The 15,704-nt window shown below is 60.8% G+C and carries 21 protein-coding genes; 12 read left to right on the top strand and 9 right to left on the bottom strand.

Annotated elements, in window-relative coordinates; all coding sequences use genetic code 11:
• Position 1 precedes the first annotated feature (1 nt).
• Genes KLP42_RS10170 through KLP42_RS10155 form a run of 4 tightly spaced genes read left to right on the top strand, consistent with a single transcriptional unit; the run spans position 2 to position 3,835 of the window.
• Positions 2 to 2,188 carry a hypothetical protein gene (locus KLP42_RS10170; RefSeq protein WP_215566362.1) on the top strand — a complete coding sequence of 729 codons (2,187 nt, stop codon included), beginning with the start codon at positions 2 to 4 and terminating at the stop codon, positions 2,186 to 2,188.
• A 23-nt stretch (positions 2,189 to 2,211) separates the two neighbouring features.
• Positions 2,212 to 2,487: a hypothetical protein gene (locus KLP42_RS10165; RefSeq protein WP_215566360.1), complete on the top strand. Its 276-nt coding sequence runs from the start codon at positions 2,212 to 2,214 to the stop codon at positions 2,485 to 2,487.
• Positions 2,484 to 3,491, top strand: coding sequence for a hypothetical protein (locus KLP42_RS10160; RefSeq protein WP_215566358.1), 1,008 nt, complete (start codon positions 2,484 to 2,486; stop codon positions 3,489 to 3,491). The genes KLP42_RS10165 and KLP42_RS10160 overlap by 4 nt, the downstream gene beginning before the upstream one ends.
• Positions 3,491 to 3,835: a hypothetical protein gene (locus tag KLP42_RS10155; RefSeq protein WP_215566356.1), complete on the top strand. Its 345-nt coding sequence runs from the start codon at positions 3,491 to 3,493 to the stop codon at positions 3,833 to 3,835. The genes KLP42_RS10160 and KLP42_RS10155 overlap by 1 nt, the downstream gene beginning before the upstream one ends.
• On the opposite strand, the gene KLP42_RS10150 is transcribed toward KLP42_RS10155, so the two are convergent.
• Positions 3,824 to 4,417, bottom strand: a complete 594-nt coding sequence (locus tag KLP42_RS10150) for a hypothetical protein (RefSeq protein WP_215566354.1) — start codon at positions 4,415 to 4,417, stop codon at positions 3,824 to 3,826. The two genes, KLP42_RS10155 and KLP42_RS10150, sit on opposite strands and share 12 nt — an antisense overlap.
• 112 nt (positions 4,418 to 4,529) lie before the next feature.
• Between KLP42_RS10150 and KLP42_RS10145 the strand changes: the two genes are divergently transcribed.
• Genes KLP42_RS10145 through KLP42_RS10130 form a run of 4 tightly spaced genes read left to right on the top strand, consistent with a single transcriptional unit; the run spans position 4,530 to position 6,343 of the window.
• The gene (locus KLP42_RS10145; RefSeq protein WP_215566352.1) at positions 4,530 to 5,243 is read left to right on the top strand and encodes a peptidoglycan-binding protein; all 714 of its coding nucleotides are present in this window, start codon (positions 4,530 to 4,532) and stop codon (positions 5,241 to 5,243) included.
• 49 nt (positions 5,244 to 5,292) lie between these two features.
• Positions 5,293 to 5,616: a cell wall anchor protein gene (locus tag KLP42_RS10140; protein ID WP_215566350.1), complete on the top strand. Its 324-nt coding sequence runs from the start codon at positions 5,293 to 5,295 to the stop codon at positions 5,614 to 5,616.
• A gap of 25 nt (positions 5,617 to 5,641) precedes the next feature.
• Positions 5,642 to 5,998 (top strand): hypothetical protein, encoded by a 357-nt coding sequence (locus KLP42_RS10135; RefSeq protein WP_215566348.1) that lies wholly within the window; start codon positions 5,642 to 5,644, stop codon positions 5,996 to 5,998.
• 18 nt (positions 5,999 to 6,016) lie between these two features.
• Positions 6,017 to 6,343 (top strand): phage holin family protein, encoded by a 327-nt coding sequence (locus tag KLP42_RS10130; protein WP_215566346.1) that lies wholly within the window; start codon positions 6,017 to 6,019, stop codon positions 6,341 to 6,343.
• Between the two features lie 6 nt (positions 6,344 to 6,349).
• Here the strand turns inward: KLP42_RS10130 and KLP42_RS27130 are convergent, their stop codons facing one another.
• Complete coding sequence (locus KLP42_RS27130) at positions 6,350 to 6,484, bottom strand: hypothetical protein (RefSeq protein WP_286675455.1); 135 nt, start codon at positions 6,482 to 6,484, stop codon at positions 6,350 to 6,352.
• Positions 6,485 to 6,671: 187 nt separating this feature from the next.
• Between KLP42_RS27130 and KLP42_RS10125 the strand changes: the two genes are divergently transcribed.
• From KLP42_RS10125 to KLP42_RS10115, 3 genes are all read left to right on the top strand, one after another.
• Positions 6,672 to 7,031: a hypothetical protein gene (locus KLP42_RS10125; RefSeq protein ID WP_215566345.1), complete on the top strand. Its 360-nt coding sequence runs from the start codon at positions 6,672 to 6,674 to the stop codon at positions 7,029 to 7,031.
• Positions 7,028 to 7,516 carry a hypothetical protein gene (locus KLP42_RS10120; protein WP_215566343.1) on the top strand — a complete coding sequence of 163 codons (489 nt, stop codon included), beginning with the start codon at positions 7,028 to 7,030 and terminating at the stop codon, positions 7,514 to 7,516. Before KLP42_RS10125 ends, KLP42_RS10120 begins: the two co-directional genes overlap by 4 nt.
• Positions 7,517 to 7,873: 357 nt before the next feature.
• On the top strand, positions 7,874 to 8,443 hold the full coding sequence (locus KLP42_RS10115; RefSeq protein WP_215566341.1) for an RES family NAD+ phosphorylase: 570 nt from the start codon (positions 7,874 to 7,876) through the stop codon (positions 8,441 to 8,443).
• A gap of 107 nt (positions 8,444 to 8,550) precedes the next feature.
• Here KLP42_RS10115 and KLP42_RS10110 read toward each other — a convergent pair whose 3' ends face one another.
• The 3 genes from KLP42_RS10110 to KLP42_RS10105 all read right to left on the bottom strand — a co-directional run bounded on the left by KLP42_RS10110 (position 8,551) and on the right by KLP42_RS10105 (position 9,662).
• Positions 8,551 to 8,796, bottom strand: coding sequence for a DUF982 domain-containing protein (locus KLP42_RS10110; protein WP_215566339.1), 246 nt, complete (start codon positions 8,794 to 8,796; stop codon positions 8,551 to 8,553).
• Between the two features lie 238 nt (positions 8,797 to 9,034).
• A complete protein-coding gene (locus tag KLP42_RS27125; RefSeq protein WP_286675454.1) occupies positions 9,035 to 9,163 on the bottom strand; it encodes a hypothetical protein in 129 nt (42 codons plus the stop codon).
• 166 nt (positions 9,164 to 9,329) lie between these two features.
• The gene (locus KLP42_RS10105; RefSeq protein WP_215566337.1) at positions 9,330 to 9,662 is read right to left on the bottom strand and encodes a hypothetical protein; all 333 of its coding nucleotides are present in this window, start codon (positions 9,660 to 9,662) and stop codon (positions 9,330 to 9,332) included.
• A 709-nt stretch (positions 9,663 to 10,371) separates the two neighbouring features.
• On the opposite strand from KLP42_RS10105, the gene KLP42_RS10100 reads away from it, so the two are divergent.
• Positions 10,372 to 11,022, top strand: a complete 651-nt coding sequence (locus KLP42_RS10100) for a hypothetical protein (RefSeq protein WP_215566335.1) — start codon at positions 10,372 to 10,374, stop codon at positions 11,020 to 11,022.
• 119 nt (positions 11,023 to 11,141) lie between these two features.
• On the opposite strand, the gene KLP42_RS10095 is transcribed toward KLP42_RS10100, so the two are convergent.
• The 4 genes from KLP42_RS10095 to KLP42_RS10080 all read right to left on the bottom strand — a co-directional run bounded on the left by KLP42_RS10095 (position 11,142) and on the right by KLP42_RS10080 (position 15,440).
• Positions 11,142 to 11,921, bottom strand: a complete 780-nt coding sequence (locus KLP42_RS10095) for an amino acid ABC transporter ATP-binding protein (RefSeq protein WP_286675453.1) — start codon at positions 11,919 to 11,921, stop codon at positions 11,142 to 11,144.
• 18 nt (positions 11,922 to 11,939) lie between these two features.
• A complete protein-coding gene (locus tag KLP42_RS10090) occupies positions 11,940 to 13,094 on the bottom strand; it encodes an amino acid ABC transporter permease (RefSeq protein WP_215566334.1) in 1,155 nt (384 codons plus the stop codon).
• A 1-nt stretch (position 13,095) separates the two neighbouring features.
• The gene (locus KLP42_RS10085) at positions 13,096 to 14,298 is read right to left on the bottom strand and encodes an amino acid ABC transporter permease (protein ID WP_215566332.1); all 1,203 of its coding nucleotides are present in this window, start codon (positions 14,296 to 14,298) and stop codon (positions 13,096 to 13,098) included.
• 119 nt (positions 14,299 to 14,417) lie between these two features.
• Positions 14,418 to 15,440 carry an amino acid ABC transporter substrate-binding protein gene (locus KLP42_RS10080; RefSeq protein ID WP_215566330.1) on the bottom strand — a complete coding sequence of 341 codons (1,023 nt, stop codon included), beginning with the start codon at positions 15,438 to 15,440 and terminating at the stop codon, positions 14,418 to 14,420.
• Positions 15,441 to 15,704: the final 264 nt, after the last annotated feature.

Genomic DNA, 15,704 nt, shown 5'->3' with positions numbered 1-15,704 from the left:
GATGGCAGATGGCATTCGTTCCACAGACTACCCCCTGAAAAGCTCGGCCGTTGACGTGCTGGTGAATGCCGCCGATGGCAGTGGCCGCATGCTGGTGACCACGCTCGCCACCCAGCTCGCCGCCAGCGGCGCGCTGGGCGCCACGCTCGATGCATTGGCCCTGCTGGTTTCCGCCGACTATGCGCGTGTTTCGAAAACGTCCCTGGACGCAGTCCTCGGGGCCACCGTCGGAGAGACCGGCATCGTCCTCGTCGGCGCCGATCGCGGCGTCTACGAGCGGCAGGCGGGGGGCTGGGTAAAGGTCGCCGGTCTGCCGACCGACACCGGACAGGCGGCGGCCGAGGCGGCGGCGGCGGCAGCGGATGCCGATCGGATCGTGGCACAGGCGGCCGCCTCCGAGGCGCTGGCGCATCGCACGGCCATCGAGGCGACCGAGGATCGCATCGAGGCCTCGACAGCGATCATCACCAATCACCGTGGCAACTGGGTGACAGGCACTGCCTATGCGGTGCGCGATACCGTGATGCAGGGCGGCGTGCAGTACATCTGCACGGTGGCGCACACGGCCGGGACTTTTGCCACTGACCTGGCATCGCCGAAATGGCAGATCTACCAGGGCGCCGCCGTCGCCGATCTCGCCAGCCAGTCCAGCACGGCGCTGGGTGCCGGCATGATCGGTTATGCAAGGCAAGGGACCACGGTTGCATCCCGGCTGGACGGCGTGTCGCTGCTGGAGGGCAAGCATAATCTGAGGGATTTCTACAAGGCTCTCTACGCCTACAACGCGGGGACCACTCCCACGGCCTCCCCATCAGGCTTTATCGGGATCGGCTACTACGGCGACAGCGTCTCGCCGCACGTCTGGTCGCCTTTCCTGCTCCAGCTTTTTACAGCAATCCAGCAGGGCGCCGTCATCGGCGGCACGAGCCTCAACGTCTCAGGTCCGACGCAGACGCTGACGGGGACATATTTCAACTCCGGTCTCGGCAGTTTGCCGATCGACCAGAGCCGGCCAGATGGTGGAGGTGCTGGGTATGTTGATTTCACGTATCTGCCGAATGGCGGCCATGTCGAGCTTTCGAGCGGCGCGACCCTCACCGTTGACATGGGACAGGCCAACGGCTTTGCCACAATGCGCATGTATTTTGCCAAGGGGCCGGGCATGGGCAGCGTGAGCGTCGAGTTGCGCAACCGTGATTCGAACGCGCTCTATGAAACGCAGACTCTTGACCTTTCTGATACGGCGCTCGGCGGAGCCAAGATCCAGTTCACGGCCGATCCCACGATCAAATACAAGATGGTGGCGACCGCGACGGGAAAGGTCGTCGTGTTGTCGTCCTATTGCGGCGGTTTCCGGGCTTACGGCATCGTGCCGCTTGGCTTCGGCCGGGGCGGCAGCACGCTTGCCAACAACGGCTATTCGTCTGATGCCATCCTCGCCTACCTGATGAACGAGTTTAACTGCAAACTGATGTTTGTGCAGGCCAAGGAGGAGAATGCGGCGGTAAACATCCCGGCGATGTTCACCCGTTTCGCCAGCCTGCCGGCGTGCTCCCTGCTGGTGATCGGCTCTCTGCCCGACGTGACCTCCGAAGCGTCCCAGCTGGCGATCCAGAAGATTTGGCGCGACAATGCCATGGCCAATTACGCGGCCTATTTCGACGGGTACAGGGCCTGCCGTTCCTACACCGAGCTGCAGCGCCTTGGCTGGATCACTGACGGCACGCATCCGCTCGATCCCGCCAACCGGTTCGTGTCGCAGCTGCTGCACGACGAGCTGGGTATCCTGACGACCTTCGGGACGCGCGTGCATCGCGACGTCGACTGCGCAGCCGTCAAGGCGAACGTCTTCCGCATTACGGGGCCCGGCTATCAGGGCGGATCGGCGCCGACAATCGATTTCGCACAGGCCTATGGCGGCGGCGACCCCAGCCGGGCGGTCCTTCGGTTCATCCGCGACCTGTGGTTTGGCGACCCGACGGCCGCCAACGTCATGCGCCTCTCCCAGTACGGCAACTTCGGCCTGGACATTTCCGACAAGGATGGGGCCGGAATGGGCCTGCGGCTCGGCTATCTACTGGAACTACGCAATCAGGCCGTCACCACAACTCCCCCATCCTCCAGCACCCCGACAGGGTACATAAGGGTGGGCATCAACGGCACACAGCGCAGCATCCCCTACTACTGAGCAGCTCAGATATCGGAGCCCCCATGACCCTTCGCATCAACAGCACCGCCGAAAGCGCCGATGGCACCTCTTTCAGCCCGGCGGATGATTTTACGGTCCAGGCGCAATTCGATCCCGCCTCGAAAGCTGTCGTCCAGATCGAGGCGCAGGCCGACGCCACCGCACCATGGCTGCGCATTGGCGTCATGACACGCGCAACGCATCCGCCTCTGATGACCTTTCGCAAAGTGCCGTTCGTGCGGATCACCATGCGCGGGAACACCGCAGGTCTGACGGTCAAAGCCTGGACGGACGCGTGATGTTTGCACAGCCATGGCAACTATCGCTGAGGCTTGACTCATCATTGGGCATGGGCGGTGATCAGGATGGCAGCGCCTATACGCCCGTCATTAACGTCCAGTCCGGCAGCGGATACGCCGGCTCGGTCTACGCGGCATCCCTGGCCGGTGGGCAATGGCATGCGGACGGCGTGGCGATTGCCGGCGCAACGGGGCAAACCTGGGCCATGCTGTCCCGATACGAGGGGCAGGCGATCACCTACCGCAAGGGGCGCAAAACGAGTGCGCCCATCGAAATGTGGGTGCCCACCGATACCGTGCAGACGATTCCCATGTGGGTCGATTTTTCCCGATCCGATCTGGTAACCCTCAACGGTTCAGCCATCTCGGCGGTAGCCGGTGTCGGCGGGCGCATGTCCTTTGCGCAGACCGTGGGGGCAAGGCAACCGGCGCTTCTGGCGGGCGGCCTCGGCGGGCTTGCATGCGCAAATCCGGATGGATCGGACGATTGCCTGGTTGGCAACCTTGCCTCTGCCATTGTGACGCCATGCTCGATCTGGACTGCGCTCGACGCCTATATCAGCGGGCGAGGCGATGCCAATATCTATCGGCAGGGTGTCAGCAGCGGTGCGGTCGGATACCGAGTGAGCGGCGGACCGAACTGGGCGATTTACGGGGGCTCGGGCGGGTTCAACTCGACCGACGCCTACACCGCCGGTCCCGCCATCCGTATGGATTATTACAACGGCCCGTCCAGCGCCATCGGCCGTGCCGGCATCATCTATTCAGGCGGTGCGGCAGGTACGGGCGTTGCGGCCGGCAACGACTTCGGGCTTTTCAGCAACGGCGCAAACGGGGCCATGAATGCAGCCCTGCGCTGTGGCGAGATTCTGGCGGTATCCGGTGCTCTCTCCACCGCCGCCCGCCAGCGTCTGGAGGGCTATCTGCACCTGAAATGGGGTATGGCCGCGCAACTGGCTGCTGATCATCCCTATCGGACACCCCAATCCATGAGGCTGCAATAATGCGTTATCTGGTTTTCCCCGATCTGGCGTCGGCGGCCGCAGCGGTCGCCCTGATCGATGATCGCGGACGGGACTGTTACGAGGAGGCAGGCTACACGATCCGGGCGGATGGTGCGGTCATTGGTCGCCGTGATGGTGTCGATGATCCGGCCGGCGTGACCGTGACCTGGGATGTGCCACGCCAGATCCTTGATGGCCGATGGATCGTCTCGCATCCGGAAAACCATCCGATGGCAGAGTATGTGCTTAAGGATGGTCGGCGTGTTCTGGACGCGGTGATGGTTGACATTACGGCCCCGGCAGCAGAGGCGAACGAGGGGTGGTGGTCCGCGTCAACGCTTTAACAGCGCCTCCGCTTCTTCAACCATTTTCCCCATGTACGCGTGCAGCAGATCTACCACCGTAATGATATTATTCGGGTCAATTGGTTGCCCAAGATGGCTACGTGGAGCAGGATAATTTTTGCCGGAGTCTGTTACCTCAATCAGGCCCCACCTGTTGATGGCAACAAAGCCGCGAGGATCAATTGGCCGTCCGTTTCCATCTTTGACGTCGAGAGTAATTTCCCCGTTTTGACCGACCCAAAAGGAATTGATCCACCCGCCACCTTGATCGCTGGCCGTCAAGACTATTGCTTTTGATGGCGCGGCAATGGGTGCAATGCCATGCGTATCCGCGTTCCTGGCATGATGGGCGTATCTGAGTAGTTCATCTTTTTTTCTCTCAGTACGTTTCCTGCCCCACCATTGTTGGGACTTGCCGGAAGCGCCGCCGTCAAGCTTATTGTAAATGCGGCCGCATCGCGTGAGGATATCCTCCCAAGAACGTAAAGCGTCAATATCCGAAACAGCATTGCGTAACTCCACTCTGGCAAGCTTCAGAACGGAGTACTCGTGCCTAGCTGCCTCATAATTACTTTCTTTCACATGCTGCCCCTCAATTCAGATGCGTAATTCTAATTGTGAAGTAACCGATCAGTAAAGGCACTAGGGCGGCCAAAAGCGGCAACGTTTGCCATTCACCAAAAGGATTCCCAGAATGACCTACGAACAGTGGCTGCAAAGCCGGCTGACGGCGCATGGCTTTGCCTGCGGCGCCATAGACGGAGTGATCGGGTCGGCAACCATTGCCGCCCTGAAGGCCTTCCAGAAATCCCGCGGCCTGCCGGAAACCGGCCGTGCCGACACGGCGACGGTGGACCGGCTGCGGATGACCTCCGGTTCGTCAGCTTCCAGCCCATCATCGCGCCTGCAGACATCTGTGACGGCCGCCGCCGCGACCGGGCGCAACACCTGGCCAAAGCAGGATGACTGCATGTCCTTCTATGGTGCTGTCGGTTCACGCCAGACGACGATTGATCTGCCCTATTCGATGGTTCTCGCCTGGGATCGTGCCATCCGCGTCCGCAAGATGACGCTGCACGAGGTGGTGGCCGCATCGGCCATGCGCGTCCTCCATCAGGTTGCCGAGATTTATACCGAGCGCGAACGGGCCGATCTCGGCCTCGATGTGTTCGGCGGCTCGCTCAACGTGCGGCGCATGCGCGGCGGCTCCGCCTATTCCATGCACAGCTGGGGGATCGCGATCGACTTCGATCCGGAGCGCAACGGACTGCAGGTCAAAGCGCCGGCCGCCCGCCTGTCGCATCCGGATGCCGTGCCCTTCTGGGAAGCCTGGGAAGCCGAGGGCTGGATCTCGCTCGGCCGCGCCCGTGACTTTGACTGGATGCACGTCCAGGCCGCGCGCCTCTAGGCGCCCTGTTTTTACTGCGTACCCACAAAACCCGCAAAAGGAAGAAGACATGAAACGCACCGCGATGCTCGCGGCGGCGGCCCTTGCGCTGTCCGCCTGTTCCACCACGACTGGATCTCTGGACGCCACGATCCGTGACGGCCTCATCCGGACATGTCCGCTGATCGAAACCGGCTATGCCGCCTTCACGGTCGCAACAGCGTCCGGTGACATCAGGGAAACGACAATCCGCAAGGTGGATGCGGCCTATGCCGGCGTCAAGGTCATGTGCGCCGCGCCGGCCGAGGTGACAGCGGCCGATGCGCTGGTTCGCGCCGCCGCTGCCTACGCCACGATCTCTGCCGCCCTCAAGGAAGCCAAGGCCGGGCGCTGAGCGGCCCGGCGACAAGGAGCATGACATGACTGACACCAGCAAGACCGTCCAGAGTCTGATTGTCCAAAGTGTGGCGGATGCCGTGCAGCGGCCCGACGTGCCGGCCGAGAGCGGCGCCGTGCAGCCGATCGTGGCGGCCGTCGCGCAATCCCTTGCGCCCGTGCTGGCACATTCCGCCAATACCGAGCCGTGGTATCAGAGCCGCGTGACGATCGGGGCCATTGTCTCGATCATGATCCCGCTGCTCGGTGCGCTCGGGATCTCCTCCGATGTCATCGATGCCGATCAGCTGACGGCCATTCTTGTGGCGGCGGGATCGCTGGTGGGCGGCCTTCTCACGCTCTACGGCCGCTGGTCTGCAAAGCGTCCGATCGGCAACTGACGCGGCGAAGGGCAGGGGATGAGTGAGAACTACAAGACGTTTGCCGAAATGATCGACGCCTGGCTTGGCGGAGCGGGCCTGACGTTGATTGGCTCCATTGTGGGGCGGGCAATGTGGCATGTGCAGCAGGCTCGAAAGGGCCTCAGGCGCTTCTTCGGCCCGGAAATCCTCTGGGAACTGCCCATCGCCATCGGCATGGCGATGATCGGAGAGGGCGTGGCGGCCTGGCTTGACTTGGTGCAGCCGACATCGACAGGGCTGATCGCCGCGCTTGCTTATCTCGGCCCGCGTGGGACCGAGGTGCTGTTCATGCGGTGGTTCGGACGGAAGATTGCAGGGGAGTAGCTGGCGTCAGTGCAGCTGGCGGCGGGGCTGCTGCGCTTCTTGCAACGCCATGGTGATCAGGTAGATCATCATGGCGTTGTCCATGTTCTTGGCGATGGTCAATGCCTCCTGAAGTTTGGTGATCAGCACGGCGCTGTTCATTATCCATATCCTCCCTGGGCTGAATTTCCGGATGGCCAAATGTATCAGGACAGGCACAATACGTCTTTATGGATAAAATGTGAGAAGTATTCCGAAGTTTTTCTGTAAGCTTCGGTTAAGCTTGGTGTTGCAATATAGCGTCGGCGATGAAATGTAGATGCAGGTATGGGGCGACTCGGGTTGAACTTTGCGCTACTTTCATTATCTGTTTCGTGTCGTCATGTGCGCAACGACGGGATTGACGCGCTTTTTGGGTTTGGCTGCCCTTATCGGTGGGCTCGTCGCGGACATGCCGGAAGCAGGCGGCGATGAAGCTTTTCAAGAGGCCCGATCCAACGTCGGCCGAATGATTGGCTTCCTGTCTTACATTGTGCGAAATCACGGCTTATTCATTTGCGTCATGATGGCGCTGATTGCTGGCATGATGTACCATCATGACACGGTAAAGCGTGACAGCCGCGCGCGTTACGAGAAACAAAAAGAAGAACGAAGCGTTAAGGGAGGCAGGCGGCGCAAGGTCGCCTCCAGGAAAAAACGGGGCAAATGATGGATCAGGCATATGTGATCATGCTGATTTCGGCGCTTGTCATCGTCGTCTATTTCTATGTGAAAGCTCGGCTGGTGGAGTTTCTGGAGCCATTCCGCATGGAGCTCTTACGGCGAGCGGAGTGGCTGTCGCACCGCGCCGACCTGACGGACCATGATAGGCTTCTTATCGAGTTCGCAATTGACCACGCTTACAGCCGCCGTGTGGGTTGGGCGCTTGCGCTCGGGCTTTTTCCGTTTTCGCTTCGTACCCTGAGGAAGCCGAGGCGCAGCGAAGCGATGGCTCGGCCGTACAACAAAGACATGAACGCGTTCGTCAGGCTGTTCGCCGCATGCGTGGTGTGTGCAAGCCCGCTTTCCATGCTGGTTTTCTGCATGTCGTTTTTGGCATCTTTGATTGTGCGCGGATCTGTTCAGCGAGCCATGGAATTGGTTCTTTCCAAGCAGTCTGCTCACGCTGACCACGAACATCGTCTCGCGCATTGAGGTCACTCTGTCTTCAAAAGAAACCCGGCTTGCCACCCCGCTAGGCAAGCCGGGTTTTTGTGCGGGCGGGTTAGTGAAGACGTGGTGTGAAATGCGCTTTCGGCGCGTGTTCGCCCCGCCCTGCAGTACGACTTTGATTTCCGAATTCGCATATAAAAACAATGGGGCTACATTCTGTCTTACCATGCAATAATGCTTTGAGTTTATTTAAATATCCTACCTCTGCAGGGGTCGCCAAGGTTTTTTGCGGGCCGGGCAGCCGTACCGTTTCGTTCAGGATATCTCGTCCGGCACTGGCAACATCCTCCGACACCGGTTTGTGAATGCCACAGCCGCCTGGTTTTGACGGAGACGCGTATGCCGTTTGCACCCTGGCCGCATGTCCAGACGATGGAAAGGCTGGGCGATCTGTTCAGTATCACCGGGCAATTCTTTCGTTCTGTCCTTTCAGATTATGTCGATCAGGTCCTCTCTCCGCCGGTCAATCAGAACGCAGGCCGCTACCATCGACCCGGGCAAGCCATCCTCTACACGAGTGCAACGCCAGAGTGGTCAATCATCGCCGTTTCGGGATATATGCGGCAGGACAATCGACCGCGCGTCGTTGTCCCCTTGTTCGTCGAGAACGCATTGGTGGTGGACCAGCGTGATGAAGAGACCTGTCTCAGGCTTGGCATTGATCGGGAACTCTCCAACAAGTCCTGGTTGAAGGCGTTGGAAAACGGGCGAGAACCAGCCTCCTGGCGCAATTCCGATGCAGCGCGGGCAAGTGGTGCGGACGGTCTCATCGACAGGTCGAGAATGATTCCAGACGGCTGGCACTTGAATTTGTTCCGCTGGAACGAGATGGGAGGGCCGAAAGTGACGGTTTGCGGAGATCCCATCGATATTCAACTGTCGCCAGACGGCCCTCAATGGGGATTGTGATTTCGCTCAACGCATCCGGCGGATCGGAAATCTCATTGTCATGGCGACAAAGCTGAACGGGCGCGGTTTCAGCGCATGAACCTGTCGGAGGCGGCATTCGGCGCCATTCATCCCTGAAGAAGGATGCCCGCTTCTTCGGCGGCGGCCACGAAGGCCTCGCGGGCCGCGTCGTGTGTCTGGCGGCCGGCATCGACGGCGGCGATCACGAGAAGAGCATGATCGAGTGCCGGGCCCTCGTCCAGCGGCCAGTCCTCGATCATGGCCCAGGCCGCGGCCTGGGTGGTGTCTATCACGATCGTTTCCGGCGGTTCGCCGAGCGTCAGCGTAACGGGCTTTTTCCAGGACGTGCTCATGGATGGCTTTCATGTAATGTTGCGCTGCGGATCTGCGCGAAGTCCGTGGCGCCGGAAAATCGGTGCGCGTCGGACCCGCAGTTCTGTCTGCGATCTAGCGCAAATCGGCCAAAGAGGCGAGCAAATTCAGGGACGCGACAGTGCCCAGGCCATTTACGCCGTCAACAACACGCCTTGCCGTGGGCCTGCCGCCGAGCGTTTGAAAAATCTGGGGACGGGGTGGTGTCTGAAGTCGCACTCAGCGATTGATCCGCTCCAGCTGAAGCGGCGCATGGGCGTGGCGATTTTCAGCATACTGAACGACGACCGGAAGTGTGATGGTGAAAAGCACCAGCCCGAGAATGAATGCCGTTCCCTGCATCGCCATGGCACACCCTCACAATTCATCGAAGCATGTTTGATACGCGTTAAGGGTGATTGTGACGAAAAAGTGTCCGGTCGTACAGCGGAATCTGCTGCGTTCCGCCGGCTTTGTGCGAATTTCCGCCGCGATGCCCGGGTTTCCTCTTGAAGTGCACGGCAGTTGGGATTATCTACCGCCCATCACCCGTATCGATGGCTTCCTGCTGCGGCCCTGCCGCGCGTTCGAAGCTGTCCGGGTCTGAAAGGGCGCTCCCCGAAAGGGTCGAGCGCCCTTTCTCTTTGGATGTCTCGGCATTGCCGCGGGCACCGGTACCAGTGGTCAGACGCGCGCGATAGCGCAGGCGAACGGCGGCCTGCCGGGCCTGCAATTGTGCCAGAAAGCCGTCGCGGACATCGCTCAGGCTCAGCGTTCCGCTGACCCAGCCGTCGATCAGCGTCAGAAAATGCGGATCGTCTGCAAGAGGCGTTCCGCGCCGGTTGGACCGCTCGATCACCCGTTCCACGATTCGGCGTCGCGTTTCCTCGTTCATGTCCGGCCTTCGGCGTCATGTCTGAAGCCCTCCCGCCAGGAGGCTGGCCGGACGACTCACTGAATTTCAGGGAAAATCCTGATGCAGACGGAATGCGGCGGCTTCGAGTCGCTGTCAGCGGATCAATGAGAATGATGGGCAAACCCGGCTGCAGGCTTACCAGAATCCAGTCTGTCGCCAGTAGATCATCGCGGCCGTCAACGTCAGGCCCGTGGCAATGCGCAGCCCGAGGCGTGCCAGCGTGACCCCGCTTCTTGTCGGGGCGGGCAGAATTGCGTCAGACCGGGAGGAGGATTTGGCGGGCTCGAAAGGCAAGGAGGTCATCGTCATTCGATCTCGTTCATTGCACCGAAAGGCAGGCATTCTGCCTGCCATTCTCACTGTCCGTCGCGTTCCTTGTCTGAGACTTGCGTCGCGGCCGCACTGCTCAGGGTTGCGGTGCGGCAACAGCAAGGTAACGTAGGGATGATATGGTTCAGTTATTGCTGTTTCAAGGTTTTCTTATCATAAAAGGCGTGGCAGAATCCCTCAAGATTTGTTGCATTTTGAAACTTTCCACATCTGTGCGTCGATAGTGGATTGTTGTGGGTCATTTTTGACAGTGAAATGCGTTGGAGGTGGTTCAAATTGAAACGTCCTGGCGGGCCGGGGAGGGGGCGAAGCCGGGGAAGAAGGAGCGATCATGTTCAGACGCTGTGTTGCTGCCTTGCTGGCAGCCTGTTTGCACGGCTCCGTTGCCTGGGCACAGACGGCGGACAGCCTGCTGATCTGGGCCCCCGTCAAGAACTCCGACACGTCCTATGCCGCGCGGTTCGGCTTTCGCGTGCCGGGCTGGTCCTTTGCCTCGGCGGGCGTTGAACTTGGCGTGAATGCCGCCAGCCTTGGCGGAACCTTTGCGGTGCCGATCAATCTGTGGGGAAAGCTCACCGCGCAGTCGCTGCAATCGCCGGCCGTGCAGTTTCGTCGCGACATCGATATGCGGATGAATGCCGAAACCGGCAGCGCCGCGGCGCAGCTGAGCGAGCGGCGCCAGATGATCCTCAGTGAGGATCTGGACCTGTCCCTGAGCCGGCATCTTGCGCTCAGCTATGATGTGCCGGGCGATGGATGGAGCGGGCTGGAGGTGCAGCAATCGCTCAAGCTCTCCTCGCGCGAGACGGCAACCTCGCTCGCGATCCGCACGAGGGCGGTCGACAGCTTCCGGCGGCTTGGCGCGGGCCTCAGCCTCGAACAGAAGTTCGGCAGGGCCTTGCGGCTGAGCGGGGAACTGAGCCGCACCGCCGACGATACGACGGTTCGCCGGGTCGACCTGCGCTACCAGGTGCGCTGGTAGGCCGAAACGACGTCGGCGGATGCGTCGCCGCGAAAGGGATGCGGCTGCTGGGTGTCCGGGATGCGCAAAGGGGCGCCAGCGGCGCCCCTCGCAAAGAGTCAAACGGATTTCGTCCGGGCTCAGTGCAGGATCTGGCTCAGGAACAGCTTGGTACGCTCGTGCTGCGGATTGTCGAAGAATTCGGCCGGCGAGTTCTGCTCGACGATCTGTCCCTGGTCCATGAAGATCACGCGGTTCGCGACCTGGCGGGCAAAGCCCATCTCGTGGGTCACGCACAGCATGGTCATGCCCTCTTCGGCAAGGCTCACCATGGTGTCGAGAACTTCCTTGACCATTTCCGGGTCGAGTGCCGAGGTCGGTTCGTCGAACAGCATGATCTTCGGCTTCATGCACAGCGACCGGGCGATCGCCACGCGCTGCTGCTGGCCGCCGGAGAGCTGGCCCGGATACTTGTGCGCCTGTTCGGGGATCTTGACGCGCTGCAGATAGTGCATCGCGATCTCCTCGGCTTCCTTCTTCGGCATCTTGCGAACCCAGATGGGCGCCAGCGTGCAGTTTTCCAGGATCGTCAGGTGCGGGAAGAGGTTGAAGTGCTGGAACACCATGCCGACCTCGCGGCGCACTTCGTCGATCTTCTTCAGGTCGTTGGTCAGCTCGATCCCATCGACGACGATCTTGCCCGACTGGTGCTCTTCCAGGCGGTTGATGCAGCGGATCATCGTCGACTTGCCGGAACCGGAAGGGCCGGCAATGACGATGCGTTCGCCGCGCATGACGGTGAGGTTCACGTCGCGGAGCACGTGGAAATCGCCGTACCACTTGTTCATGCCGGTAATCTGGATGGCCACATCGGTGCTCGATACCGTCATGGCCTGCGGCTGCGTATTCGTTGCAGACATGAGTTTATCCTTATCCTTTTATCGCTTGTGGCCGGTGTCGAGATGGCGCTCCATGAACAGGGAGTAGCGCGACATGGCAAAGCAGAAGATCCAGAAGACAAAACCGGCAAACACGTAACCGGTGATCGGCGTGACAGGCGTCGACCAGTTTGCATCCGACTGGTTGAGCGTGACGATGCCGAGCAGGTCGAACATGCCGATGATGTAGACCAGCGAGGTGTCCTTGAAGAGACCGATGAAGGTGTTGACGATGCCCGGAATGACGAGCTTGATCGCCTGCGGCAGGATGACGAGACGCATCTTCTGCCAGTAGCTGAGGCCGAGCGAATCGGCGCCTTCGAACTGGCCCTTGGGCATGGCCTGCAGACCGCCGCGGATGACTTCCGCCATGTAGGCGGACGAGAACAGCGACACGCCGATGAGGGCGCGCAGCAGCTTGTCGAAGGTCCAGCCATCCGGCAGGAACAGCGGCAGCATGACGCTTGCCATGAACAGGACGGTGATCAGCGGAATGCCGCGGATGATCTCGATGAAGAGAACGCACAGCATCTTGATGACCGGCATGTTCGAGCGGCGGCCAAGCGCCAGCAGGATGCCGAAGGGAAGCGAGACGGTGATCCCGAAGAAGGAGAGGATCAGCGTCACCATCAGGCCGCCCCAGAGCTGGGTTTCCACCGGCTCCAGACCAAGACCGCCGCCGAGCAGGAAGAAGGAAACGAACGGCAGGATGATGAAGAGAGCCAGTGCGTTCCAGCCCTTGTAGGGCGCCTTCGGCATCAGCATCGGAATGAGCAGGACGACGAACATCGCCATGACCAGCAGCGGGCGCCAGTAGAGGTCGGAAGGGTAGCGCCCGAAGATGAACTGCTCGAACTTCGCCGAGACGAAGGCCCAGCAGGCGCCGGACTGGCCGTCCGGCAGGATGCCGCCCTGCGAGATCGTGGCGCAGGCCTTGCGGTCCACGCCGGTCCAGGAGGCGTCGATGAACAGCCACTGGATGATGCCGGGCAGGGTATAGGCAAGCAGCGCGATGGCGGCGAGCGTCAGGATGGTATCCTTGACGGAGGCGAAAAGGTTCGCCCGCAGCCAGTGGATGACGCCCACTTCGCTCGCCGGGGCGGGCTTGGGCGGCGCCATTTCCTGGCGGACATAGGAGAAGTCGGTAAGGGCCATCTTATCTCTCCACCAGTGCCATCTTGGCGTTGAACCAGTTCATGAACATTGCCGTGGTCACCGACAGCGACAGGTAGATGACGAGCCACAGCGCGACGATTTCCACGGCCTGGCCGGTCTGGTTCAGCATGGTGCCGCCGACGGCAACCACGTCGGCAAAGCCGACCGCAACGGCGAGCGAGGAGTTCTTCGTCAGGTTGAGGAACTGGCTGGTCAGCGGCGGAATGATGATGCGCATCGCCTGCGGAATGATGACGAGGCGGGTGGTGACGCCAGGCCGCAGGCCAAGCGCGCTTGCCGCTTCCGTCTGCCCCTTTGCCACCGCCATGATGCCGCCGCGCACGATTTCGGCGATGAAGGACGCGGTGTAGAAGGACAGTGCCAGAAACAGCGAAATGAATTCCGGACCGACCGTGCTGCCACCCGTGAGGTTGAAGCGGCCGGCAACGGGGTAATCGAAGCTGATGGGCGAGCCGAGTGCCAGGAAGGTGAGGGCAGGCAGGCCGATGATCAGGCCGATGGCGGTCCAGCCGGAGCGGAACTGCTGGCCGGTGCGGGCCTGGCGCGCGCGCGCCCAGCGGAAGATCACGATGGAGGCGACAATGGCGACGACAAGCGCCACGCCCACCATCCACGCACCATTGCCCCACAGGGCCTTCGGGAAGAACAGGCCGCGGTTGTTCAGATAGGAGGCCAGCGGCAGCGCGATGGAATCGCGGGCCTGCGGCAGGACGGCAATCACGCCCTTGTACCAGAACAGGATGACCAGCAGGGGCGGGATGTTGCGAAAGATCTCGACATAGACCTGGGCCAGACGCGCGATCAGCCAGTTCTTCGACAGGCGGGCGATACCGACGACGAAACCGATGATGGAGGCCGTGATGATGCCGAAAAACGCCACCTGCAGCGTGTTGAGCAGGCCAACCAGCAGGGCGCGGCCATAGGTGGAATCGCTGCTGTAGGGCACCAGCGTCTGGGCGATGTCAAAGCCGGCACGTCCTTCGAGGAAGCCGAAGCCCGAGGCGATGTTTGCCTTTTCAAGGTTGTGGATGGTGTTCTGCGTCACGGTCCAGACGAACAGCGCGACGAGTGCCACGGTCAGGATCTGATAGAAGATGCCACGAACCTTGGGGTCGTAGATGAGCGATGATGTTGATGATCGTTGAGATTCCGGTTTTGCCAAACTCAGCGCGAAGCCTGCCATCGGCGCCTTTCCCTCTTTTCATGCTCGTTAGAGCTCGTTTTTGCCCGTATCGGGTTCTTTTATACGTAGAAAGGCGGAGTATCCCCCGCCTTTCCTGTGTTTCGAGGCTCGAAAGGCGGTTAGCGGATCGGCGGGGCGTACTGCAGGCCGCCCTTGTTCCACAGGGCGTTCAGGCCGCGCTCGATCTTGATCGGGGTTTCCGGACCGAGGTTGCGGGCGAAGACTTCGCCGTAATTGCCCACGTTCTTGATGATGTTGTAGGCCCAGTCGTTGGTCAGGCCGAGATCAGTACCGATCTTGGTGCCTTCTTCGGAACCCAGCATGCGCTTGATGTCCGGGCCGCCGCTGGCCTTCATCTCGTCGACGTTCTTGGAGGTGATGCCGAGTTCTTCGGCGTTGACCATCGCATAGTGAACCCAGCTGACCACGTCGAACCACTGGTCGTCACCCTGGCGCACGGCCGGGCCGAGCGGCTCCTTGGAGATGACTTCCGGCAGAACCATGTTCTCGTCCGGGTTCTTCATCTTCAGGCGGATGGCATAGAGGCCGGACTGGTCGGTGGTGTAGACGTCGCAACGGCCGGCGTCATAGGCGCTGGTCGCGTCGGCTTCCTTTTCGAACACAACCGGGTTGTACTGCAGGTTGTTGGCCTTGAAGTAGTCGGCGAGGTTGAGCTCGGTGGTGGTGCCCTGCTGGACGCAGACGGCGGCGCCGGACAGTTCCAGGGCCGACTTCACGTTCAGGCTCTTCTTCACCATGAAGCCCTGGCCGTCATAATAGTTGACGGTGCGGAAGTTGAAGCCGAGCGAGGTGTCGCGGCTGATCGTCCAGGTGGTGTTGCGGGTCAGAACGTCCACTTCGCCGGACTGCAGGGCCGGGAAACGGTCCTTGGAGGAGAGTGCAACGAACTTCGCCTTGGTGGGGTCGCCGAACACGGCTGCAGCGATGCCGCGGCAGTAATCGACGTCGATACCGGACCAGTCGCCCTTGTCGTTCGGGTTCGAGAAGCCGGGGATACCCTGGCTGACGCCGCAGGTGACAACGCCCTTTGCCTTCACGTCGGCGAGCGTGGCAGCGGATGCAGCCGAGGCAGCGCCAAGGACTGCCGCGCCAATCGCGGCTGACAGAATCGTCTTTTTCATTTTCCCAACCTTTGTCTGTTGTTCTTTATCGCCCCAAAGTCTCGCTCCACCATGCCGATCGGGCATCGGGGCAAGACCGCTCGCGTAAGGCCTCCCAAACGAGCTGTCCTTATCACAGTCGCAAATGTGGGCAGGGGTCAAGTCTTGCACTTTAAATTAGCGCCTTAAATCTGACAAATTGCGGTGAGTTGGTGATATATTAGGCAATCCATGAGATTTTGTGCAGTTCGTGCCTATTGTGGTGACAGGCAGATCTGATGTTGT

The sequence above is a fragment of the Rhizobium sp. CSW-27 genome (assembly GCF_018760785.1).
Lineage (GTDB): Bacteria > Pseudomonadota > Alphaproteobacteria > Rhizobiales > Rhizobiaceae > Neorhizobium.
The sequence above is the reverse complement of the archived record's forward strand: the minus strand, read 5'-3'. Positions and strand labels throughout refer to the sequence as shown.